This is a genomic window from Arthrobacter sp. MYb221 (assembly GCF_002979835.1).
Taxonomy (GTDB): domain Bacteria; phylum Actinomycetota; class Actinomycetes; order Actinomycetales; family Micrococcaceae; genus Glutamicibacter.
On record NZ_PCPW01000003.1, the window covers coordinates 165,590 to 187,439 of the forward strand.

The following is a 21,850-nucleotide window of genomic DNA, read 5'->3' on the forward strand; positions in this document are numbered from 1 at the left end:
CTGACCGTCGTGGGTCGCACCTCACACTAAGCATTAGGAATGCTTAGTCATGATTGGCTGAGCAACACTAATTCTGTTCTTTGGGCGTAGCGTGATAGCTAAGCAACGCAAACGACCAAAGAACTTGAAGAGGTGCCCCACGATGACCCAGATCTCCCACAGCCCACAGGCAACCGCACAGATGCTCGCCACCCACGAGGCATGGCTGGCACTGAAGGCGTCTGCCAGTGAATTCCAGACGCTGCAGTCCAAGGACGGCTCCCTCGCCGAGGCCGCGATGCAGCCACGCGCGGGCGAACTGATCGGCACCATCGTCGAGGCCATCGATGACCTGCTGCCGCATTTCGCCCATGACGCGAACTACCTGCAGGCGCTGGTCGCAGATCTGAAAAAGTGGGAGGCCAGCGGCTTCGGCGCGCCGGACTTCTTGGATGCGCTGCTCGAATTCCAGCCGCAGACCCAGCGTGAAGACGGGCTCCTGCACCTGGTGCTCTTCCCGATGTACACGCAGAACGGTTCGACCAACCGGCACCTCGAAGCCGTGCTGGTGCAGGTCATGTGGCCTGACTTCATCGCGCAGCTGGAGGCGGGCAGCTACTCCAACGCGCTGTTCGTGCCGCTGCGCTTCATCGATTTCACCGCCGGCTACGATACCAATTCCGCGGTGCTCTTCCCCGAATCGGTCGCCATCCGCGAAACTCCCTCCTTCACCTGGGGCGCCATCTTCCAGGACCGCGAGGCGGCCCGCTTCCGCAAGGTGCTCAAGGAAGCCGCGGCGATCACCAACCTGCAGCTGCCCGCCGATGCGGCGCAGTTGCTCACCGACCAGCAGCTGACCGAAGAAACCTTCATCATGTGGGACCTGATCCACGATCGCACGCACATGCGCGGGGACCTGCCCTTCGACCCATTCATGATCAAGCAGCGCATGCCGTTCTTCCTCTACTCGCTCGAAGAGCTGCGCTGCGACCTGACGGCTTTCCGCGAATCCATGAAGATCGCCGCGGACCCGGCAAGCGATCCGAAGGCAGCACAGACCGCGAAGCTGGTGCAGTACGCGGTCATCTTCGACCGGATCTTCCGCTTCGCGATTACCGGCTCGCGGGTGCGCAACTACGACGGGCTGGGCGGGCAGCTGCTCTTCGCCTGGATGCACCAGCACCACGTCCTGCACTGGACCGACACCAAGCTGAGCATCGACTGGGATCAGGTGCCCGAGGTGGTTGCGGCCTTGGGGGAAGCGATCGACGAACTGTACTGGAAGTCCATCGACCGCCCGAAGCTCGCCCATTGGCTGGCGGCCTATGAGCTGGTCTCTGCCACCGTCACCCCGAACCCGGCCTCGGCGTGGGCCAAGGGTCCCGAAGCCTTGCCGCTGACCGCGCCACTGCGCGAAATCACCGACCAGGTGCTGGACGATGAGTTCCCCCTGTCGATGTTCTACGAGGCGTTGAACAAGAAAATGGCGGCGGTGATCGAGTCCACCCGCGGCATGACCGGCGCCACCAGCATCTAGGATCGATACCGTGAGCAAAGTACAGAACAATCAGCTGGTGCTGATCGCCGGGGCCACCTCGGCCGCCGGGGTCGCAACGGCCCGCCAACTCCTCAACGCCGGGGCGCGCGTGCTGGTGGTCGGCAGCAACGCCGCACGCCTGGACGAACGCCTTGGCTTCGCCACCGCACGCTACGAATGCGACCTGGCCGACCGCCAAGCCGTCGATGACCTGGCCGAGAAGGTCCATGCGCAGCACGGCCAGATCGATGTGCTGCTGCATCTGGTCGGCGGCTGGCGCGGCGGCAAGTCGATCACCGGGCAGACAGACTCCGACTGGGACTTCTTGCACACCAACGTGTTGACCACGCTGCGCAACACCACCCGCGCCTTCGTTGATGACCTGGTGGCTTCGGAGGCCGGCCGGCTGGCCATCATCAGCGCCCAGGCGGTGACGAATCCGACCCCGTCGAACGCGAACTACGGCGCGGTGAAGGCCGCCGCCGAGCACTGGATCAATGCGATCGCCCGGCTATTTAGCAAGCAGGCCCCGCAGGCAGCCGCCGTGAGTTGGGTTGTCAAGGCACTGAGCGACAAGTCTGCCGGTGAGATTCCGACAGGGCATACCTCCGTCGACACCGTCGCGCAGGCAGCGGTGCAGCTTCTGGACGCCGCGGCGCTCGAGCACAACGGACAGCGACTACCGCTGGCCCAGGCCTAAGCGCGATTTGGCGCTGCTGGTGTAGCGTTTTCCACTGGGCACATCACCTGCTCAGCACCATTACGAAGGACCAAAAATCTCATGACTTTTAGCCACGACCCTGCGGTGCGCGGATTCGCCTCCGATAACTACTCCGGCGTGCACCCACGCATCCTCCAGGCAATTGCCCGCGCCAATGGCGGGCACCAGAGCGCCTACGGCGATGACGAATACACCGCCGCGCTGGACGCGATGGCGGGAGAACTGTTCGGTGCGCAGGCCGCGATCTTCCCGGTCTTCAACGGCACCGGCGCAAATGTCACCGCCCTGCAGTCCTTGCTGCCCCGCTGGGGTGCGGTGATCTGCGCGAGCACCGCGCATATCAATGTCGACGAGAATGGCGCGCCGGAACGCATCGGCGGTTTTAAGCTGTTGCAGGTCGACTCGGCCGATGGCAAGCTCACCGCCGAACTGATCGATCAGGAGGCCTGGGGTTGGGGCGATGAGCACCGGGCACAGCCGCTGGCGGTGTCGATCACCCAGGGCACCGAATTAGGCACGATCTACACCCCGGATGAAATTCGAGCCATCACCGAGCACGCCCACAAACTGGGCATGAAGGTTCACCTGGACGGTTCACGCTTGGGCAATGCCGCCGCCGCGCTCGGTGTGGAGTTGCGGGAGCTGACCACCGACGTCGGGGTCGACATCGTCTCGCTCGGCGGCACCAAGAACGGGTTGCTGCTTGGCGAAGGGATCTTGACCCTTGATCCCGCGTTGGCCCAAGATCTCAAGTACCTGCGCAAGATGAACATGCAGCTCGGCAGCAAGATGCGTTTCATCTCAGCGCAATTGCTCGAACTCTACGGGACCGGGCTGTGGCGCGAATTGGCCGGGCATTCGAATGCGATGGCTGCGAAGTTGGCTTCCGCCGTGGAAGAGCTCGACGGCGTAGAGCTGGTTTACCCGGCCCAGGCCAACGGGGTTTTCGCGCAGTTGCCTACCGAGGTATCCGATCAGCTGCGTGAGCACTTCCGCTTCTACGATTGGGACCGCGCAGCAGGTCACGTGCGTTGGATGTGCTCCTTCGACACCACCGAGGAAGATGTCAGCGCATTCACCGCAAAACTTCGCGAGCTGCTGGCTGCCTACCGCGCAGCTTGAGCCGTCTCGGCGCGCCGTACCGCTACCGCGGTGCGGCGCGTTTTAGACTCGACCTGTGACCAACGATCGTGCTTCTGCAGCTATCCCACCGGCGTTTTCCAAGGCCCTGGGCGAACTTTCGCATGCCGCCGTTCGCAAGGAATTGAAGATCACCGAAATCCCTGCTCCGGCGCGGCTGGCGCCGTTCGCCTTGGCGCTCAGCGGTGATGTGCTGGAAGGCTCTGGGCCCGGCCACGGAGAGCACGGCCAGGAGTACTCGCGCACCCCGTTTTTGCAGCCCGAAGCCCCGCTGGCGACCGGACGCTTCGTGTTGCTCTTCGACCCGGCAGGCCAGGAATTATGGGGCGGCCAGTTCCGCGTCGTGAGCTACATCCGGGCGCGCCTGGATCACGAAATGGGCCAGGACTCGATGCTTGCCTCGGTTGCCTGGAGCTGGCTTGAAGATGCCTTGCGCGAACGCCAGGCCTCCTACCATTCTGCCGGTGGCACCGCCACCCGGGTCATCTCAGAGTCCTTTGGCAATTTGGAAGGCGAGCAAGACCATATCGACATCGAACTGCGCGCTTCTTGGACCCCGCAGCAGAGCGAGGAGCTCGGGGCACATCTGAGCGCCTGGGCCGATATGGTGTGCACTTTTGCCGGCATGCCGCCGCTTCCCGAGGGCGTGCAGCAGCTGCCGCATCGCCGCCTAAGCTAAAACTTCGCGCCATCGGTCCTAGAATAGAGGGACCATGACTACTTCAGAGCCAGCCGCAGACCAGCCAACCCTGACCCCACTGACCGCCCCAAGAGACGGCATTCCGGAAGTCATCAACACCGCGGCGGCGCTGAATCGAGCGGTGCGCGCACTACGCGCCGGCACCGGGGACCTGGCCGTCGATACCGAACGCTCCAGTGGATTCCGCTATGGACGACGCGCCTTCCTCATCCAGATCCGCCGCGAAGGCGCAAGCACCTGGCTGATCGACCCGGAGAGCCTCGACTCGCTGGACCCGCTGCTGGAACTCATGAACGAGCTGCCGTGGATCCTCCACGCGGCCACCCAAGATCTACCCTGCCTGCACGACGCGGGACTCTCCCCCACCGGCCTGTTCGATACCGAACTGGCCGGACGCTTGGCGGGTTTCCCCCGCGTGGCCCTGGGCACCATGGTCGGCGAACTGCTTGGACTGCAGCTGGCCAAGGAACACTCGGCGGTGGACTGGTCCACCCGGCCGCTGCCGGAGTCCTGGCTGAATTACGCGGCGCTGGACGTCGAGGTGCTCTTCGAACTGCGCGAAAAGATTTCCGAGGTGCTTGAGGAGCAGGGCAAGCTGGAATTCGCCGCCCAAGAATTCGAGTACGTCCGCCAGCTGCCGGACCCGGTGGCCCCACCGGAAGCCTGGCGCAAACTCTCCGGAATCCATAAGATCAAAAACCGGCGCAATCTCGCGGTGGCGCGTGAGCTCTGGCAGTCCCGCGAGACCCTGGCCCAGTCCCGCGATGTGGCTCCGGGCCGCTTGCTGCCAGACTCTGCGATTATGGCCGCCGTCGACCACCGGCCGAACAGCGTCCCCGCATTGCTGCAGATTTCCGGCTTCCACGGACGCAGCGCCAAGCGCGACGCTCCGCGCTGGCTGGATGCGATGCAGCGCGGGCGAAATTCCACGGACCTCCCAGACCTGCGAACCGGCGGTTCGGAACTGCCGAACGCGCGCCTGTGGAGCGAGAAGAACCCGCAGGCCGCGGTCCGGCTGACGGCTGCCCGAGAGGTGCTTGCGGAAGTCAGCGAAGAATGGAACATTCCGGGAGAAAATCTTCTGACCCCGAAGTTCTTGCGTGCGCTGTGCTGGAATCCCCCGGCCATATACAGCGCCGGATCGATCGATGCCGCTTTGGAAGAACTCGGTGCGCGCCCCTGGCAACGTGATCTGCTCAGCGCAAAACTCGCCCAGGCGCTGCGCGGCTAGAGCAAAATAGCGCTAGCCGGGCCCGGAGGGTGGAACCAGCACTTGCACTTGAAGTTACTCATGAGTAACGTATGGTTCAGGTCACAGTGATGCTGGCCACTGCCCCGGCTCTCGGGGCAGCCTGAAACTACCCCAAGGAGCCCGACGGTGAGTGTCAACACCTCGACCGTGCCCGGAAACGCGCACACCTCGCTCGACGACCGCGATGTCGTCTTCATCGACGGGGTACGCACCCCCTTCGGCAAGGCAGGCGAGAAGGGAATCTACCACGGCACCCGCGCCGATGACCTCGCGGTCAAGGCCGTACGTGGCCTCCTTCGCCGCAACCCAGAAATACCCGCCGAGAAGATCGATGAGATCGCCATGGCTGCCACCACCCAGACCGGCGACCAGGGACTGACCATCGGACGCACCGTGGGCCTGCTCTCCGGAATCCCAAAGTCGGTGCCCGGATTCGCCATCGACCGGATGTGCGCGGGCGCCATGACCGCGGTGACCTCGCTGGCCGGCGGCATCGCCTTCGGCTCCTACGACGTGGCCATCGCCGGCGGCGTCGAGCATATGGGGAACCACCCCATGGGTGAGGGCGCGGATCCGAACCCGCGCTTCCTCTCCGAGAAGATCGTTGACCCGCAGGCCCTGAACATGGGCAACACCGCGGAGAACCTGCACGACCGCTTTCCGGAAATCACCAAGGAACGCGCCGACAGCTACGCGGTAGCCTCGCAAAACAAACTGGCTCGCGCCTATGAGAACAACCAGATCCAGCCGGATCTCGTGGCGGTCGCCGCGCAGCGTCCGGGCGAAGGCTGGGCGGTCAACACCGTTGACGAGCCACCGCGGCCGGGCACCAGCTTGGAATCGCTGGCCGAACTGCGCACCCCATTCCGTGCCCACGGCCGGGTGACCGCCGGCAACGCGGCGGGACTGAACGACGGGGCCACCGCAGCTATGCTCGCCAGCGGCGCAGCGGTGCGTGAGCTGGGTCTGACCCCGAAGATGCGCATGGTTTCCTTCGCCTTCGCCGGGGTGGAGCCCGATGTCATGGGATACGGCCCCGTTCCGGCCACCGAAAAGGCGCTGTCCAAGGCCGGCCTCAGCATCACCGATATCGGACTGTTCGAAATCAACGAGGCCTTCGCCGTGCAGGTGCTCTCCTTCCTCGACTTCTACAACATCGCACAAGACGATGAGCGAGTGAACCGCTACGGCGGGGCGATCGCCGTTGGCCACCCGCTGGCTTCCTCGGGCGTGCGCCTGATGACTCAGCTGGCCCGCCAGTTCGAAGAGGACCACACGGTGCGTTACGGAATTACCACCATGTGCATCGGCCTCGGCATGGGTGGCACGGTGATTTGGGAGAATCCAAACCACGCAGAATTTGGCGCAAAGGCTTAGGGAGCAAGAAATGACTCAGGACTTTTCGGCCGTAGCCGAACTCATGCACGATGAAACGATCACCCACTCGTTCACCAAGGATGTAGCCCTACCGAGCGGCAAAACCCTGGTACTGCTCACCCTGGACAACGGGTTGGACCATAAGAAGCCCACCACGCTGGGCCCCAACGGCCTGCTGGAGCTGCACGCCGCGCTCGAAAAGCAGGCGGCCCGCGCCAAGGCCGGCGAAATCCACGGACTGGCCATCACCGGCAAGCCCTACTTCCTCATCGCCGGCGCCGACCTCTCGGCGGTCACCCGGCTCTCCGCACCGGAGCAGGCGACCGCGATGGCCACCCTCGGGCACCGAGCCTACGCATTGCTCGCAGATCTAGGGGTGCCGACCTTTGCGTTCACCAACGGGCTTGCCCTAGGTGGCGGCCTGGAAATCGCGCTGGCCTGCACCTACCGCACGGTGAGCACCGCAGCCGGAGCCCTGGGGCTGCCCGAAGCCTTCCTGGGCCTGATCCCGGGATGGGCCGGCGTCTACCGACTGCCGCGGCTCATCGGACCAGAAAACGCGTTGCAGGTCATGGTGGAGAACCCGCTGAACAACAACCGCACGCTCTCCGGCCCGGCGGCCTACAAGCTCGGTGTGGCCGATGCGCTATTCGAGCCCGCCGACTTCATCGAGAGCTCGGTCGCGTTCGCAGACGGCGTGCTCAGCGGCGACATCGAGGTCAAACGAGAAAATTCGGTAGACCCCAGCGATCCAGAGGTAGCCCGACGCTGGCTGCAGGCGGCAGACAAGGCCGAACAGTTTGTCGACGCGAAACTTTCCGGAGCAGCCCCCGCGCCTTACAAGGTGCTCGAAGTCTTCCGCCGGGGGTTGAAGCTCACCCAAAAGGAATCGGCCGAACTGGAAATCCAGGCGCTCACCGAGCTGATGGCCACCAACCAGTTCAAAAATACCGTGTATGCCTTCCTCGAGCTGGTGCAAAAGCGCGGCAAGCGCCCGGCCGGAGCGCCCAATGCCAAGCTCGCCCGACCGGTTACCAAGGTCGGCGTGGTCGGCGCGGGCCTCATGGCCAGCCAGCTGGCCTTGCTCTTCGTGCGCAAGTTGAACGTTCCGGTGATCATCACCGATCTGGATCAGTCACGCATCGACAAGGGCTTGGCCTACATCCACGGTGAGATCGACAAGTTGCACGGCAAAGGCCGGATGAGCCAGGACGCGGTCAACCGCGCCAAGGCGCTGGTCTCCGGTTCGGTCACCAAGGAGGTGTTCGCCGATGCCGACTTCGTCATCGAGGCGGTCTTCGAGGAACTCAACGTCAAGAAGCAGGTCTTCGCCGAGGTGGAAGCCGTCGTCTCCCCCGAATGCATCCTGGCCACGAACACCTCCTCGCTCTCGGTCACCGAGATGGGACGGGACCTGTTGCATCCCGAACGCCTTGTCGGCTTCCACTTCTTCAACCCGGTAGCGGTGATGCCACTGCTGGAAATCGCTGCGACGCAGTGGACGAATGAAACCACCGTAGCCACCGCCTTCGCCCTGGGCAAGAACCTGCGCAAGACGACGGTGCGCACCAAGGACGCCACGGCATTTGTGGTGAACCGCGTGCTCTTGCGGCTGATGAGCGAAGTTCAGGCCGCGTTCGACGAAGGCACCGACGCGCAGACGGCGGATACCGCGCTGACTCCCATGGGCCTGCCGATGACGCCGTTCACGCTCCTGGCCATGGTGGGTCTGCCCGTCGCGCAGCACGTCAACGAGTCGCTCAACGCGTCCTTCGGGGATCGGTTCGCGGTGTCCGAGAACCTCGGCAAATTGGTCGACGCGAAGATCACCAGCTTATGGGCCAAGGACGGCAACGGCCAGCCGATGCTGGATCCCGCGGCCCAAGCGTTGCTGAGCTTCGGCGGCAAGCCGTCGACCAAGGATGAGATCCTCACCCGGGTGCAGAATGCGCTGGCCGAAGAAATCGGCCTGCTGCTTTCCGAAGGGGTGGTCGCCGAGGCCGCCGACGTTGATCTGTGCATGATCACCGGTGCGGGTTGGCCAATGCATCTGGGCGGGATCACCCCGTATCTGGATCAGGTCGGAGCCTCCGAGCGGGTGAACGGGAAGAAATTCAATTCCTAACACCCCGGCAGTTCACGCCCCGTGTTGCCAACTCCCCCACGGAGTCGTTGGCAGCACGGGGCGTTGTCCATGCCGGACACAATCGGCGTTGACTAGAGACGAGAGTAATCTTCAACTTAGCTATGGCACAGGTTCATCTGAGAGAATCCCGGTATGACCGAATTTGCACGCCCAGCCCGCCGCACGGTGATGTGCGCCTCCGCGCTTCTAGGATCCAGCGCCCTGCTCGCCGCCTGCGGCAACGGAGAATCTGCCGCCCCGAATCCGACGCCCGGGCAAGTGCCCGAACCAGCCGGCGAAGCGCAGAACGTCTTGCCGTTGGCGGACCTTCCCGAGAAGTCCCGCGCACAGGTCGTGGCGAAGGACCCGGCTACCGGTGAAGAAATAGGCGTCTTGCTTTTCCGCCAGGATGCGAAGACCGTGCATGCCTACTCGAATATCTGCACTCATCAAGGATGTGCGGTGACTACGAAATCTTCCAAAGATGATTTCTACTGCGCCTGCCACGGCTCGCGTTTCCAACCCGCCGACGGTGCGGTGTCCGCCGGTCCGGCCATTGCCGCCCTGCCTCGCTATGCCTGCACCATCGAAGATGAGCAGATCGTGGTGTATCTGGGCCAGGCCTAGCGACGGGCGGCGGAGGAATAAATGCCCTTGGGCTAGTGCCAGCCCGGGCATCGTCTGCAACAATTGGCCTATGAATGGATCTATCCCACCAACGCGCCGCAACTTGCTCGGGGCGGCCGGTGCCGCAGGAACCATCGTTGCGCTCACCGCCTGTAGCGGCGGATCCTCCTCCGAGCCAGCTATCCCGGCGAGCGAGGCGCCCAGCCCCAGCGGGGAAGGGCAAATTGTGCTCGGCACGGCAGAATTGCCCGAGAACGGCAAGGCCGAAGTGATCGTGCGCGGTCCAGCAAGCGGCAAGGACCTAGGAGTCTTACTCTATCGCGCCGACGCGGGCACGGTGCTGGCATACTCGAATATTTGCACCCACCAAGGTTGCGCGGTCGGCACGGACACCGATGAGGCGAACTTCTATTGCCCCTGCCACGGATCACGCTATGCCTACCAGGACGGTACTGTGCTCGGTGGGCCGGCCCCGCGACCGCTGGTTCGCTACGCGGCGGCCATCGAGGGCGAGAACATCCTCGTCTTCCCGCCGCAGGATTCCTGAACCACGGACAGCTGACAGTTCACGGAGCTAAGGTGCGCCGACCCCTTCTTGGGCTGGCGCACCTTAGCTCCGCGTCTTTGGCGGTGTTCCGCTAAAACAGGGCAACCTTTTGCGGGCTAGGGAAGATCGCGTCGATTTCAGCGCTTTCCTCCGTGGTGGGCACCCACCGAATCGCGTGCGCATTGGCCTTGACCTGCTCTGGGCGCGTGGAACCGGCGATCACCGAAGCCACCGGCTCTTGTGCAGCCAGCCAGCAGAAGGCCAGCTCGGCCGGTGCCAGATCGCGGTAGGCGGCAAAGGCGGAGAACTTCTCCAGCTGTTCGAAATCGCTGGTTTCCAGTAGTTGCTGGCGGGCATGGGTCAACCGGCTGCCCTGGGGCGCCGAGCCCTTGGCGTACTTTCCGGTGAGCAATCCATTGGCCAGCGGGAAGTAGGGAAGGACCCCGAGCCCGAACTCCTTGGCTGCGGGCAGCACTTCCAGTTCGGCCCGGCGGTCGATTAGGTTGTAGTGGTTCTGCGCCGAGATGAATCGCTCCGTTCCCAGCTCGCGGGCCACATATTCCGCCTGGGCGATCTGCCAGCCGGACCGATTGGAATGGCCGAGGTAGCGCACCTTGCCGCTGGTGACCAGGTCATCCAGGGCACGCAAGGTTTCGTCAATGGGAGTGTTCGCATCAGGGGTGTGGAACTGATACAGGTCGATATGGTCGGTACCAAGTCGGCGCAGCGAGGCTTCCACGGCGTTGACGATATAACGCCGCGAGCCGCGAGCCGCAAAGTCGGGCCCGTTGACGCCTTTCATATCCATGCCGAATTTTGTCGCTAGGACCACGTCCTTGCGGGCGGCGCCCAACGCCTTGCCCAGGCGCTCTTCGGACAATCCGGGTTCGCGCCCATAGGTGTCGGCAACATCGAAGAGGGTGATTCCTGAATCGAGGGCGGCGTGGATCACCGCGTCGGTTCCCTCTTGAGATTCCGTGGCGGTTCCGGGGCGCCCCAGGTTGTTGCAACCGAGTCCGACGACGGAAACACTCAGACCACTGCGGCCAAGCTGACGAAATTCCATAAGCACCTCTTTGATTGTTTTCGTGGGGCCGCTTCACGCAACGGCTACTTACCCATAGGCTATCGGGTAGGACGGTGTGCGGAACATTTCACGCCTCAATTCACTGTGTTGCATATTTATCCATTAGGATGGAAACATGTCTAAAGTCCTCACCTCTCTCCCTGTAGGCGAACGCGTAGGTATCGCGTTCTCCGGCGGCCTTGATACTTCGGTCGCAGTTGCCTGGATGCGCGACAAGGGCGCCATCCCGTACACCTACACCGGCGATCTCGGCCAGTACGACGAGCCAGATATCGATGCAGTTCCGGACCGCGCCCTGGAATACGGCGCCGAAGCCTCGCGACTGGTCGATTGCAAGCCAGCCCTGGTCGAAGAAGGTCTGGCCGCGCTTTCCTGCGGTGCCTTCCACATTCGCTCGGGCGGAAAAGCCTACTTCAACACCACCCCGCTGGGCCGCGCGGTCACCGGCACCCTGCTGGTGCGCGCCATGCGCGAAGACGGTGTTGACGTGTGGGGCGATGGTTCGACCTACAAGGGCAACGACATCGAGCGCTTCTACCGTTACGGCCTGATGGCCAACCCGAAGCTGCGCATCTACAAGCCATGGCTTGACCCGGCATTCGTCGCTCAGCTCGGCGGACGCTCGGAGATGAGCGAATGGCTGCAGGAACACGGTTTCCCTTACCGCGACTCGGCCGAAAAGGCCTACTCGACCGACGCCAACATCTGGGGCGCAACCCACGAGGCGAAGACCCTGGAACTGCTGGACACCTCCCTCGAGGCTGTCGAGCCGATCATGGGCGTGAAGTACTGGGACGAATCCGTCGAGGTCAAGGCCGAGGATGTTTCGGTCACCTTCTCCGCCGGCCGCCCGGTTGCCATCAATGGCAAGGAATACACCGATCCGGTGGCCCTGGTCAACGAGGCAAACATCATCGGCGGTCGTCACGGACTGGGCATGAGCGACCAGATCGAAAACCGCATCATCGAGGCGAAGTCGCGCGGCATCTACGAGGCTCCGGCCATGGCGCTGCTGCACATCGCCTACGAGCGTCTGGTCAACGCCATCCACAACGAAGACACCGTGGCCAGCTACCACAACGAAGGCCGCCGCCTGGGCCGCCTGATGTACGAAGGCCGCTGGTTGGACCCGCAGGCGCTGATGCTGCGCGAGGCGCTGCAGCGTTGGGTCGGCTCGGCCATCTCCGGTACCGTGACGGTACGTCTGCGCCGCGGCGACGACTACACCATCTTGAACACCGAAGGCGAGAACCTGAGCTACCACCCGGATAAGCTGTCCATGGAGCGCGTAGGCGACGCAGCCTTCGGCCCACTGGATCGCATCGGCCAGCTGACCATGCGCAACCTGGACATCGCCGATTCGCGCGGTCGCCTGGAACAGTACGCCGGCATGGGCCTTGTCGGTGGATCCACCGCAAAGCTCGTTGGCTCGTTGGAGAACGGCGGCGCCAACGATATCGTTGACGCTTCGCCTGTGGATGATTCCGGACGGGCGCAGGACCGCGCCATCGAGTCCGCAGCGTTCGACTCCGGCACCGACTAAGCGTCGCGGCAAGCCAAAAGAGCCGGCCGGAACTTTTCCCTTGCGGGATTGTTCCGGCCGGCTCTTGCGCTTTGCGCTGCATGCCAAAACTTGCTGGTCGGCTAGCTGGCTGCGCTCCAGCCGTTGAGCACCAAAAGCGGCTGCAAGGCCAAGCCGAAGCCCAGCACCACGCGGGCGATCGGCTGGCCAAGAGCAGGGGCTTGCTCCGGTTACCGCTTAGCGATTAGCTGGCTGGTGGTGAATCGCTCATGCTTCGATCAGGGCCAGCAGCGGGCTGACGGCGATTGTGAATCCGATCAGCGAAACCAGGCGCAAGACCAGGCGGATCCGCGATCCGGTCTTCGTGGTCGGGGCCGGCAGCCGGAAACCTTGCTCAACGATCCACGCGGCAAGCACCACGAAGACGCCGCCCAGAGCCAGCTGGGCGCCGGGCACGTCGCCGAGCAGCGAGGTAATGCCAATTCCAACAATCACACCGAGGCAGGCTTGGAACACCAGGTGAAGTGGTGTTCGGGTGGCCCCGATCTGTGATGTTTTACGCGTGGCTCCCGGGGATTCGTCCCGATCCTCTTGTGGAATCATTTGTCCTTTGTCCTTTGTGCTTCGTGCGGCCGATGGCGGAGAAGCCTGGCTTCAGCATCACTTTCGGGCGCAGCTACTGCGGGTCAGCGTGCTGCCCCGTCGCTTCTAGCTCAGTGAGAATGGTTTCGCCGGCATCGGGTGAGCCATCTTGACGGCCTCCAGGTTGTCATAGGGCGCGGTGCCCACGCTCATCTTGGTGAAGTCCAGCTTGGCGTCACGGATGCACACCTTAACCGCCGCGACGGCAAGCTTTGGAGCCGGTGAGAGCACCCGGATGTTCAACTTGCGCGGCGCGAAGTCGCTAGACTCCACGGTGCCAAGTCCCCGCCAGGCGAGGTGTCCGGTCAGCGCTTCGGTCGCCTTCTTCTCCATGTAGCGGTCGCGTTCGGTGCCTTCCACCGTCTTCAGCGCGTACTGCACGATCACCCAGCTCTGTTCCTCGGTAGGGATCTCCGCGAAGCCGTCCTCCGCGCAGGTGGCCAGGAATCCGGCGAAGAGCTCGTCGGCGCGTTCGGCCTTCACATCTTGGACTTCGTTGGTCTTTGACATGTGGCCGACGGTACCGTGGTTGATCACGAACTGTCCGAGTTCCTCGTCGTCAAACTGCTGGTACCAGGCTTCGCGGAACTGCAGTTCGTTCTTCTCGTCAAGACGGTAGGTGCGGATGATCGCCATAGTTTTTTCCTCTAGGTAGGTTTGGGTGCCGGGCTCAGTGCGGGAGTTCCGCGACCTTGGCCAGCCAGATCTGTCGGTGTGCGTGGGTGAAGGGCGGCAGGTTCTCGGCGACGTCGTGCAATAGCGTGGCGCTGGTTTCGCGCATCTGGCGCTGCAGTTCCTCGGGATATTTCATGCTGAGCGCATGCTCCGCGAATTCGTCTTCGTCGTCCAGGAACGTGCCTCGGGTGCGCGAACGGATGACGTCGAGGTCCATGTCCACGGAATTCACTTCCCACCCGCCGCGGCGCAGCGGCTGCCAGCCGATGGAAGTAGCCAGATCGATGTAGACATCGAAGTCATCGGCCGCATCTGAATACAGGGTCGCTACCCAGAAGCCCCGGTGCGGAACCAGGCACAGCGCGTCGGTAGCCGCCAGATGCGCGGTTCCGGGCCTGGCGACCAAGGAACCGGCCGGCTGGTGCAGCCAATGGCCGTGTTCATCGGAGCCCAGGTAAAAACCGGGGACCACCCAGTGGGGGCTACCGTCGTATTTCCAGGCGCGGCTGACAATCAGCGAGCCGAATTTCATCGGCTCCGGGTTCCGCGTTAACCCGGTTGGCAATGGCATCGGTCCGCTCACAGCTTGGGAATCTGCCCGGTGGGAAGTTCCTGGCCAGGAAGCGGCCGGGCGAAGGGCACCTTCGTGCCGAGCACCTGGGCCAGCGTGTCGCGGGCTACCTGCTTGGCGGTCAACCCCACGCGTTCAAGCACCTGGGCGCGGCTGCCGTGAGCCAGGAACTCGGTGGGCAGACCGACCTCGTTCAAGGCCGTGTCGACCCCTGCAGCGCGCATTTCGGTACGCAGCCGGGAACCGACGCCCCCGGCGCGCACGCCATCTTCGATGCAGACCACGATGCGGTGGCGGGCGGCCAAGGAAACCACCGAAGCCGGTACCGGCAGCACCCAGCGCGGGTCAACGACGGAGACCGAAATGCCTTGGCTGTTCAGCCGGTGTGCGACGTCCAGGGAGAGCTCGCTCATCGCGCCCACCGAGACGATCAGCACATCCGGGGCCGCCCGGTCGCCGAGCCGTGCCAGCACGTCCACCCCATCTGGCAGCCGGTCGATCGCCTCGACTTCCTCGCCCACCGAGCCCTTGGAGAACCGCACCACGCTCGGCGCGTCGTCGATGGCCAGCGCTTCGCGGAGTTCTTCGCGCAGCCGCGAGGCATCACGAGGGGCGGCTAGGTGCAGATTTGGAATGATCTGGGTCAGCGCCATATCCCACATGCCGTGATGGCTTGGGCCGTCGGGGCCGGTGACTCCGGCCCGGTCCAGCACGATGGTGACCCCGGCCTTGTGCAGTGCCACATCCATCAGCAGCTGGTCGAAGGCCCGGTTCAGGAAGGTCGCGTAGACGCAAACTACCGGGTGCAGGCCGCCAAAGGCCAGTCCCGCGGCGGCCGTCATGGCATGCTGCTCGGCGATTCCCACGTCGATGACGCGCTCGGGGTACTTGTCGGCCATCTTCTTCAGGCCCACCGGCTGCAGCATGGCCCCGGTGATTGCGACAATATCCTCGCGTTCATCCGCCACTACGGCGATTTCCTCGCCGAAGACGCTGGTCCAGCTCTGCGCTCCCCCGCTGGACACCGGGGTGCCGGTCTCCGGGTCGATCACGCCCACGGCGTGGAACTGATCCGCCACGTCGGCAATGGCCGGCGCATAGCCGTGGCCCTTTTCGGTCATCGCATGCACCAGCACCGGGCCGCCGAACTGCTTGGCCTGGAGCAATGCTTCTTCTACGGCGCCCTGGTTGTGCCCATCGATGGGTCCGATATATTTCAGCCCCAGATCCTCGAACAGGCCCTGCGGAGCCCACCAGTCCTTGATGCCCTTCTTGGTGGCATGCAGGGACTTGTAGGCAAAGTTTCCTACCGCCCCCGAGTCCTTGAGCCTGCCCTTGAGCTTGCTCATGGCATCTTCGTAGTACGGGTGGGTGCGGAACTTATCCAGCTGCTGGCGCAGGCCCGAGAGCTGGTTGGCGAGTCCGCCGATGGTCGGCGCATAAGAGCGTCCATTGTCGTTGACCACGATGATGGCCTTGCGATCCTTGTCGGCGGCAATATTGTTGACCGCTTCCCAGGCCATGCCACCGGTCAGCGCGCCGTCACCGACCAGCGCAATCGCGTAGCGCTCGGTGTTTTTGCGCAGCTTGTTGGCCCGCGAGATGCCATCGACCCAAGAGAGGGAGGAGGAGGCGTGGGATGATTCGACGATGTCGTGTTCGGACTCTCCGCGGTCCGGATAACCGGCAAGTCCACCTTGCTGACGCAGGGTGGTGAAGTTTTGGCGTCCGGTGACGAGCTTATGCACGTAGGACTGGTGACCGGTATCGAAGACGATGGAGTCGGTGGGTGAGTCAAAGACACGGTGAATGCCCAAGGTCAGTTCGACCACCCCGAGGTTCGGTCCGAGGTGGCCGCCGGTACGGGCCACGTTGGCGATGAGGAATGCGCGAATTTCCCCCGCGAGGTCCTCTAATTGTTCCAGGGTAAGTGCCCGCAGATCGCTAGGCTTGTTGATGGTCTCCAACAAAGACACTGTCATCCCCTTTACTTGTTCGCCCACTACGGACCGGTCGATCCATCCGAAACTCTTAGTGTAGCTTTCGCAGGACTATTTCCATTATCCGTCACCTTGCGGTGAGGTGCGAATTTACCCGCAATGACCTTGACTACTGTTAGGCGGCAGCCCGCAAGCCTGGGGCCGCCGCCGGTATTTTCAGAATAGTTCCAACGCGTCGCGCAGCATACGGTGTCCTTGGATTTCAAAGGCCGTGTCGCCGACCTGGTAGGCCCAGGCCGCGGTGCCGATCGCCTCGCGCAGCTGCACGATGGGCCAGCTGCGCAATTCCCGCGGGTCCTGGCCATACCCTCGAAAGAACGCGGTAGCTAGTTCAGGATGCTCGCGCCACTGCTGGGCCGAGAGCCTGGCCAGGTCGCTTTCGGCGGGCCGGAAGGCGAAACGGCCGAAGTCGATCACCCGCAGTTTCCCTTGATCTATCAACCAGTTACGCGGTTGCCAATCACCGTGCGTGGGCACCACGAGGACCGGTTCAGGACGATAATCTGCGAAGATCTTGCGCGCGGCGGCCACAAAACTCGGTTCAATCCGGTGCTCTGCGTCCAGCCATTTCAGGCCATTGGCTATGAAGTTCTTTTCATATCCCTCGTCCACCTTGGCGTACTGCCCGTGCAGGAGCTGCAATGCCCGACCCGCCTGCTCGTGTACCTCCGGGTCATCGGCGCTGGAAGTCCGTTCGCATAAGACACCGGGCAAATAATCCAGGAGCAGCAGACGCAGCGCCCGATCTTCATGACGCAATGCAGCGGTCAGCCCGTGTGCCAGCAACGGGGCGGTGTAGCCTGCGTGGGCCTTGAACTCTCGGCCGAGATGAAGATTCGCCGATCCGGCCGTCTTGAGGATGCATTCCCGTCCGAGTGAACGCAGGCGCAGCACTCGGGTGTCGGTCAGACCCCACGAGAGATCTTCAACCAGCAGCGGAGAACTCAGCCACTGCTGCACCAATGCCGCCTGCGGGTCGGCGAGCAGGCCACGATGCCAGTTAGCGCTCATGGCTTCAGCTTAGTTCCTTGCCGGAGGGCATTAAATGCCCGAAGGCCCCATAGCAATTGCTTTGGGGCCTTCGGCGTTGTTCCAGAAACCGGAACCAACTTCAGGTGGAAACCTTAGTTAGCAGCGGCAATCTGGCGCAGGACGTACTGCAGGATGCCACCGTTGCGGTAGTAATCTGCTTCGCCTGGGGTGTCGATGCGCAGGTCGGCGTCGAACTCGGTGACCTTGCCGTCTTCGGCGGTAGCGGTCACCTTCAGCGTCTTCGGGGTGGTGCCGTTGTTCAGCTCGGTCACGCCGGCAATCGAGAAGCTCTCGGTACCGGTCAGACCCAGCGAATCAGCGGACTCGCCCTGTGGGAACTGCAGTGGCAGAACGCCCATGCCGATCAGGTTCGAGCGGTGGATACGCTCGAAGGACTCGGTGATGACGGCCTTGACACCCAGCAGTGCGGTGCCCTTGGCAGCCCAGTCACGCGAGGAGCCCGAACCGTATTCCTTGCCGCCAAGCACGACCAGCGGGGTGCCAGCGCTCTTGTAGTTCTCGGCAGCGTCGTAGACGTAAGCCTGCGGAGCGCCGTCCTGAGTGAAGTCGCGGGTGAAGCCACCCTCGACGCCGTCCAGCAGCTGGTTCTTGATGCGGATGTTCGCGAAGGTACCGCGGATCATGACCTCGTGGTTGCCACGGCGTGAGCCGTAGGAGTTGAAGTCCTTGCGATCCACACCGTTCTCGATCAGGTACTGTCCGGCCGGGGTTTCCGACTTGAACGAACCTGCAGGCGAGATGTGGTCGGTGGTGACCGAGTCGCCCAGCTTCAACAGCACGCGAGCGCCGTCGATGTCGGAAACCGGCTGTGGTTCGGCGGTCATGCCATCGAAGTACGGAGCCTTGCGCGCGTAGGTCGACTTCTCGTCCCACTTGAAGGTTGAACCCTCTGGGGTGTCGAGCGCCTTCCAGCGGTCGTCGCCCTCGAAGACGCCTTCGTAGCCCTTGGCGAACATGCCTTCGTCGATCGAGGAATCGATGATTTCCTGAACCTCGACTGGCGATGGCCAGATGTCCTTCAGGAAGACGTCGTTGCCCTCGTTGTCCTTGCCCAGGGAATCGGTTTCGAAGTCGAAGTCCATGGTGCCGGCCAGTGCGTAGGCGATGACCAATGGCGGGGAAGCCAAATAGTTCATCTTCACATCTGGGTTGATGCGGCCTTCGAAGTTTCGGTTGCCCGAGAGCACCGCGGTGGCTGCGAGGTCGTTGGCGTTGATGGCCTCGGAGATCTCGGCATCCAGCGGGCCGGAGTTACCGATGCAGGTTGCGCAGCCGTAGCCTACGACGAAGAAGCCGAGCTTCTCCAGGTACGGCATGAGGCCGGACTTCTCGTAGTACTCGGTGACGACCTTCGAGCCTGGGGCGACCGAGGTCTTGACCCATGGCTTGGAGGCAAGGCCCTTTTCGGCGGCGTTGCGTGCAAGCACCGCTGCGGCCAGCATGACCGAAGGGTTCGAGGTGTTGGTGCACGAGGTGATCGAAGCGATCGAAACCAGACCGTGGTCGATGGTGAACTTCTCGCCATCTTCCTTGGTCACCTCAACTGCGGTCGATGGACGGCCAACGCCCTGGGTGTCTTCCGAGTTCGAAACGTAGTTGTGGATGTCCTTGCGGAACTGTTCCTTCGAGCCCGATAGCTCGATGCGGTCCTGTGGACGCTTCGGGCCGGCGATCGATGGCACCACGGTGGACAGATCCAGCTCGAGGTATTCGCTGAAGCGAATCTCGCGGTTTGGATCGTGCCACATGCCCTGTTCCTTGGCGTATGCCTCGACCAGGTCCACGTTCTCCTGGCTGCGGCCGGTCAGGCGCAGGTAGTCCAAGGTGACATCGTCGATTGGGAACATTGCGGCGGTCGAGCCGAACTCTGGGGACATGTTGCCGATGGTTGCACGGTTAGCCAGCGGCACTGCTGCCACGCCTTCGCCGTAGAACTCAACGAACTTGCCAACCACGCCGTGCTTACGCAGCATTTCGGTGATGGTCAGCACCACGTCGGTTGCGGTTGCGCCGGCTGGGATCGAGCCAGCGAGCTTGAAGCCGACAACGCGTGGGATCAGCATGGACACTGGCTGGCCGAGCATTGCTGCCTCGGCCTCGATGCCGCCAACGCCCCAGCCAAGTACGCCCATGCCGTTGACCATGGTGGTGTGCGAGTCGGTGCCGACGCAGGTGTCCGGGTAGGCACGAAGCACGCCGTTGACCTCGCGGGTCATCACGGTGCGAGCCAGGAACTCGATGTTGACCTGGTGCACAATACCGGTGCCCGGTGGGACGACCTTGAAGTCGTCAAATGCGGTCTGGCCCCAACGCAGGAACTGGTAACGCTCGCCATTGCGCTGGTATTCGATTTCCATGTTGCGCTCGACCGCTCCGGCGAAACCGAAGGTGTCGATCTGCACGGAGTGGTCGATGACCATTTCGGCAGGTGCCAGCGGGTTCACACGGGTAGGATCGCCGCCGAGTTCCTGCACGGCTTCACGCATCGTGGCAAGGTCAACGATGCAAGGCACACCGGTGAAGTCCTGCATCAGGACGCGCGCCGGGGTGAACTGGATTTCGGTATTCGGCTGAGCCGATGCATCCCACTGGCCCAGGGCCTTGACGTGATCTGCGGTGATGTTCGCGCCATCTTCGGTGCGAAGCAGGTTCTCCAAAAGAACCTTCAAGCTGTAGGGAAGGCTGTCCGAGCCTTCGACCTTGTTCAGTCGGTAAATTTCGTATTCGGTTCCCTTGACGTCAAGTACGCCCTTGGCACCGAAACTGTCCACTTTACTCATTGGGACTCCTCTCGCCAGACACTCATTCTTCATGCATGTGCAAACATTATTCCAGTTAGGCGTTCCTAACTGAGATTGTCATGCTTGTATCGCTGCAGTGCTAAAAACAGTCTATCCGTTACTGAAAGAAAATGCCGGATCAGCAGAAACAATCCCGCAAATTCGTGTTCCAACGGACGCAAACCATCGTTTAGCGGCGCACGAACAAGCCAATTGACTCCATATGGTGGGTATGCGGGTACAAATCGTGAATCTCCATGTGATCTAATTCGTAGCCACGTGCCATCAAACGAGCCGTATCACGGGCAAAAGCAGCCGGGTCGCAGGAGACGTAACAAATGCGTGGAACGCCGCTTTCCGCCAATTCCGCGGCGGACTGCTTGTCCAATCCGGTGCGCGGCGGATCGAGGACGACCGCACCCAGGTCTGCTTCGCGGGCCAGCTGGCGCATCAGCCGTTCCACGCGTCCGCGGGTCACTGTCACCTGGCGCACCTCGGCCAGGTTCTTCTTCGCATCCGCATGGGTTCCCGGCGCACCTTCGATGCTGAACACTCGTCCGTGCTGCCCCACAGCTTCTGCCAGGGGCAGCGAGAACAAGCCTGCACCGGCGTAGAGGTCGGCAATGACCTCGCCCGGTTCCGGCTGAGTCAGGTCCAGCACCCGTTCGGTCAACAACGTGGCTGCCTGACGGTGCACCTGCCAGAATCCCTCGCCGGTGATCCGGAAAGTCTTGCCGAGCACCTTTTCGGTCAACCAGCTGTTGCCCACGATGGTCTGCAGCTCCCCCTTGCCATCGGCGGCAGAACCACCGATCTGGCTGAACGCCGCAACGTTCACCCCTTCGGACAGCTGCTGCGCCACCCGCTTGGCCGCGCCCGGACGCAGTTCCGAGAGCAAGACCAGAACGGTTGAGTCATCCTCGCTGGAGACCGCAGCCTCCACCCGGTCGATCCCGGTGAAATCCACGGAATACAGGCCGATGGCCTCGATACCCGGATGCGCCAAGGGCATGTTGTCGATTGCGGTGAGTTCGTTGCTGCGGAATCCGCTCATCGCCAGCCGGCCGTCCTCGGTGACCGAGTAGGACATCCGGGTACGCCAGCCCAGACCGGTGGAGTCGCCCGCCACGGCCTGTACCGCCGGGAAATTATAGTCTTCGGCCTTCAAGCCGCCTAAGCGCGTCAGCTGCTCGGCAGCCACCTGGGCTTTTAGCTCGCGCTGGTAGTCCAGGGACATATGGCCGAATTCCGCTCCCCCAACCGGATCGCGGTGCTTCAACGCGTCAGCCTGTTCCCAGACGTGCGCTACGCGGTGCTCGCTCGCTTCAAGGACCTCAACGACATCGGCGCGCCAGAACTTGGCGCTCTCGCCCGCATCGGTCAGGCGCACATTGACCAGTTCGCCGGGGATGCCGTGGCGGACGAAAATTACCCGTCCTTCATGGCGAGCTACGGTGTGTCCACCGTGGGCTATCGAACCTAACCGCAGCTGCAGGGTTTCGGTGGCGTTCATAA

General features: G+C 63.0%; 18 protein-coding genes. 10 read left to right on the plus strand and 8 right to left on the minus strand.

Features of this window, described 5'->3' with window-relative positions:
- Window positions 1-142: 142 nt before the first annotated feature.
- From CQ015_RS05330 to CQ015_RS05370, 9 genes are all read left to right on the plus strand, one after another.
- Entirely contained in the window at window positions 143-1,516 is a 1,374-nt protein-coding gene (locus CQ015_RS05330) for a DUF6421 family protein (RefSeq protein ID WP_105568899.1), read from the plus strand.
- A gap of 10 nt (window positions 1,517-1,526) precedes the next feature.
- Window positions 1,527-2,216, plus strand: coding sequence for an SDR family oxidoreductase (locus tag CQ015_RS05335; RefSeq protein WP_181148233.1), 690 nt, complete (start codon window positions 1,527-1,529; stop codon window positions 2,214-2,216).
- Between the two features lie 81 nt (window positions 2,217-2,297).
- The gene (locus CQ015_RS05340; protein ID WP_105568897.1) at window positions 2,298-3,359 is read left to right on the plus strand and encodes a low specificity L-threonine aldolase; all 1,062 of its coding nucleotides are present in this window, start codon (window positions 2,298-2,300) and stop codon (window positions 3,357-3,359) included.
- Window positions 3,360-3,414: 55 nt separating this feature from the next.
- A complete protein-coding gene (locus tag CQ015_RS05345; protein WP_105552367.1) occupies window positions 3,415-4,056 on the plus strand; it encodes a DUF3000 domain-containing protein in 642 nt (213 codons plus the stop codon).
- Between the two features lie 34 nt (window positions 4,057-4,090).
- Window positions 4,091-5,308 carry a ribonuclease D gene (locus CQ015_RS05350; protein WP_105649549.1) on the plus strand — a complete coding sequence of 406 codons (1,218 nt, stop codon included), beginning with the start codon at window positions 4,091-4,093 and terminating at the stop codon, window positions 5,306-5,308.
- 147 nt (window positions 5,309-5,455) lie between these two features.
- Window positions 5,456-6,706 (plus strand): acetyl-CoA C-acyltransferase, encoded by a 1,251-nt coding sequence (locus CQ015_RS05355; protein ID WP_105552369.1) that lies wholly within the window; start codon window positions 5,456-5,458, stop codon window positions 6,704-6,706.
- 10 nt (window positions 6,707-6,716) lie between these two features.
- Window positions 6,717-8,831: a 3-hydroxyacyl-CoA dehydrogenase NAD-binding domain-containing protein gene (locus CQ015_RS05360; RefSeq protein ID WP_105649550.1), complete on the plus strand. Its 2,115-nt coding sequence runs from the start codon at window positions 6,717-6,719 to the stop codon at window positions 8,829-8,831.
- Between the two features lie 153 nt (window positions 8,832-8,984).
- Window positions 8,985-9,458, plus strand: a complete 474-nt coding sequence (locus tag CQ015_RS05365; protein WP_105552371.1) for a Rieske (2Fe-2S) protein — start codon at window positions 8,985-8,987, stop codon at window positions 9,456-9,458.
- A 70-nt stretch (window positions 9,459-9,528) separates the two neighbouring features.
- On the plus strand, window positions 9,529-10,005 hold the full coding sequence (locus tag CQ015_RS05370) for a ubiquinol-cytochrome c reductase iron-sulfur subunit (RefSeq protein WP_105552372.1): 477 nt from the start codon (window positions 9,529-9,531) through the stop codon (window positions 10,003-10,005).
- 91 nt (window positions 10,006-10,096) lie between these two features.
- Here the strand turns inward: CQ015_RS05370 and CQ015_RS05375 are convergent, their stop codons facing one another.
- A complete protein-coding gene (locus tag CQ015_RS05375) occupies window positions 10,097-11,071 on the minus strand; it encodes an aldo/keto reductase (protein ID WP_105552373.1) in 975 nt (324 codons plus the stop codon).
- A 136-nt stretch (window positions 11,072-11,207) separates the two neighbouring features.
- Between CQ015_RS05375 and argG the strand changes: the two genes are divergently transcribed.
- Complete coding sequence (gene argG / locus CQ015_RS05380; protein ID WP_096286375.1) at window positions 11,208-12,635, plus strand: argininosuccinate synthase; 1,428 nt, start codon at window positions 11,208-11,210, stop codon at window positions 12,633-12,635.
- 246 nt (window positions 12,636-12,881) lie between these two features.
- Here the strand turns inward: argG and CQ015_RS05385 are convergent, their stop codons facing one another.
- The 7 genes from CQ015_RS05385 to CQ015_RS05415 all read right to left on the minus strand — a co-directional run bounded on the left by CQ015_RS05385 (window position 12,882) and on the right by CQ015_RS05415 (window position 21,848).
- Window positions 12,882-13,217 (minus strand): hypothetical protein, encoded by a 336-nt coding sequence (locus tag CQ015_RS05385; protein WP_105649551.1) that lies wholly within the window; start codon window positions 13,215-13,217, stop codon window positions 12,882-12,884.
- 105 nt (window positions 13,218-13,322) lie between these two features.
- Window positions 13,323-13,892, minus strand: a complete 570-nt coding sequence (locus CQ015_RS05390) for a hypothetical protein (RefSeq protein WP_105568890.1) — start codon at window positions 13,890-13,892, stop codon at window positions 13,323-13,325.
- A gap of 34 nt (window positions 13,893-13,926) precedes the next feature.
- A complete protein-coding gene (locus CQ015_RS05395) occupies window positions 13,927-14,502 on the minus strand; it encodes a DUF402 domain-containing protein (protein WP_105552511.1) in 576 nt (191 codons plus the stop codon).
- Window positions 14,503-14,510: 8 nt separating this feature from the next.
- Window positions 14,511-16,478, minus strand: a complete 1,968-nt coding sequence (dxs, locus tag CQ015_RS05400; RefSeq protein ID WP_105552512.1) for a 1-deoxy-D-xylulose-5-phosphate synthase — start codon at window positions 16,476-16,478, stop codon at window positions 14,511-14,513.
- Between the two features lie 180 nt (window positions 16,479-16,658).
- On the minus strand, window positions 16,659-17,513 hold the full coding sequence (locus CQ015_RS05405) for a phosphotransferase family protein (RefSeq protein ID WP_105649552.1): 855 nt from the start codon (window positions 17,511-17,513) through the stop codon (window positions 16,659-16,661).
- A gap of 113 nt (window positions 17,514-17,626) precedes the next feature.
- Window positions 17,627-20,335, minus strand: a complete 2,709-nt coding sequence (gene acnA, locus CQ015_RS05410) for an aconitate hydratase AcnA (RefSeq protein ID WP_105649553.1) — start codon at window positions 20,333-20,335, stop codon at window positions 17,627-17,629.
- Window positions 20,336-20,525: 190 nt separating this feature from the next.
- A complete protein-coding gene (locus CQ015_RS05415; RefSeq protein ID WP_105649554.1) occupies window positions 20,526-21,848 on the minus strand; it encodes a class I SAM-dependent RNA methyltransferase in 1,323 nt (440 codons plus the stop codon).
- Window positions 21,849-21,850: the final 2 nt, after the last annotated feature.

What these genes read in the sequence shown, in the direction of transcription:
- CQ015_RS05330 (WP_105568899.1), top strand. Translation starts at nt 143, where the DNA reads ATGACCCAGATCTCCCACAGCCCACAGGCAACCGCACAGATGCTCGCC.
- CQ015_RS05340 (WP_105568897.1), top strand. Translation starts at nt 2,298, where the DNA reads ATGACTTTTAGCCACGACCCTGCGGTGCGCGGATTCGCCTCCGATAAC.
- CQ015_RS05350 (WP_105649549.1), top strand. Translation starts at nt 4,091, where the DNA reads ATGACTACTTCAGAGCCAGCCGCAGACCAGCCAACCCTGACCCCACTG.
- CQ015_RS05360 (WP_105649550.1), top strand. Translation starts at nt 6,717, where the DNA reads ATGACTCAGGACTTTTCGGCCGTAGCCGAACTCATGCACGATGAAACG.
- CQ015_RS05365 (WP_105552371.1), top strand. Translation starts at nt 8,985, where the DNA reads ATGACCGAATTTGCACGCCCAGCCCGCCGCACGGTGATGTGCGCCTCC.
- CQ015_RS05370 (WP_105552372.1), top strand. Translation starts at nt 9,529, where the DNA reads ATGAATGGATCTATCCCACCAACGCGCCGCAACTTGCTCGGGGCGGCC.
- CQ015_RS05375 (WP_105552373.1), bottom strand. Translation starts at nt 11,071, where the DNA reads ATGGAATTTCGTCAGCTTGGCCGCAGTGGTCTGAGTGTTTCCGTCGTC.
- argG (WP_096286375.1), top strand. Translation starts at nt 11,208, where the DNA reads ATGTCTAAAGTCCTCACCTCTCTCCCTGTAGGCGAACGCGTAGGTATC.
- CQ015_RS05385 (WP_105649551.1), bottom strand. Translation starts at nt 13,217, where the DNA reads ATGATTCCACAAGAGGATCGGGACGAATCCCCGGGAGCCACGCGTAAA.
- CQ015_RS05390 (WP_105568890.1), bottom strand. Translation starts at nt 13,892, where the DNA reads ATGGCGATCATCCGCACCTACCGTCTTGACGAGAAGAACGAACTGCAG.
- CQ015_RS05395 (WP_105552511.1), bottom strand. Translation starts at nt 14,502, where the DNA reads ATGCCATTGCCAACCGGGTTAACGCGGAACCCGGAGCCGATGAAATTC.
- CQ015_RS05405 (WP_105649552.1), bottom strand. Translation starts at nt 17,513, where the DNA reads ATGAGCGCTAACTGGCATCGTGGCCTGCTCGCCGACCCGCAGGCGGCA.
- acnA (WP_105649553.1), bottom strand. Translation starts at nt 20,335, where the DNA reads ATGAGTAAAGTGGACAGTTTCGGTGCCAAGGGCGTACTTGACGTCAAG.
- CQ015_RS05415 (WP_105649554.1), bottom strand. Translation starts at nt 21,848, where the DNA reads ATGAACGCCACCGAAACCCTGCAGCTGCGGTTAGGTTCGATAGCCCAC.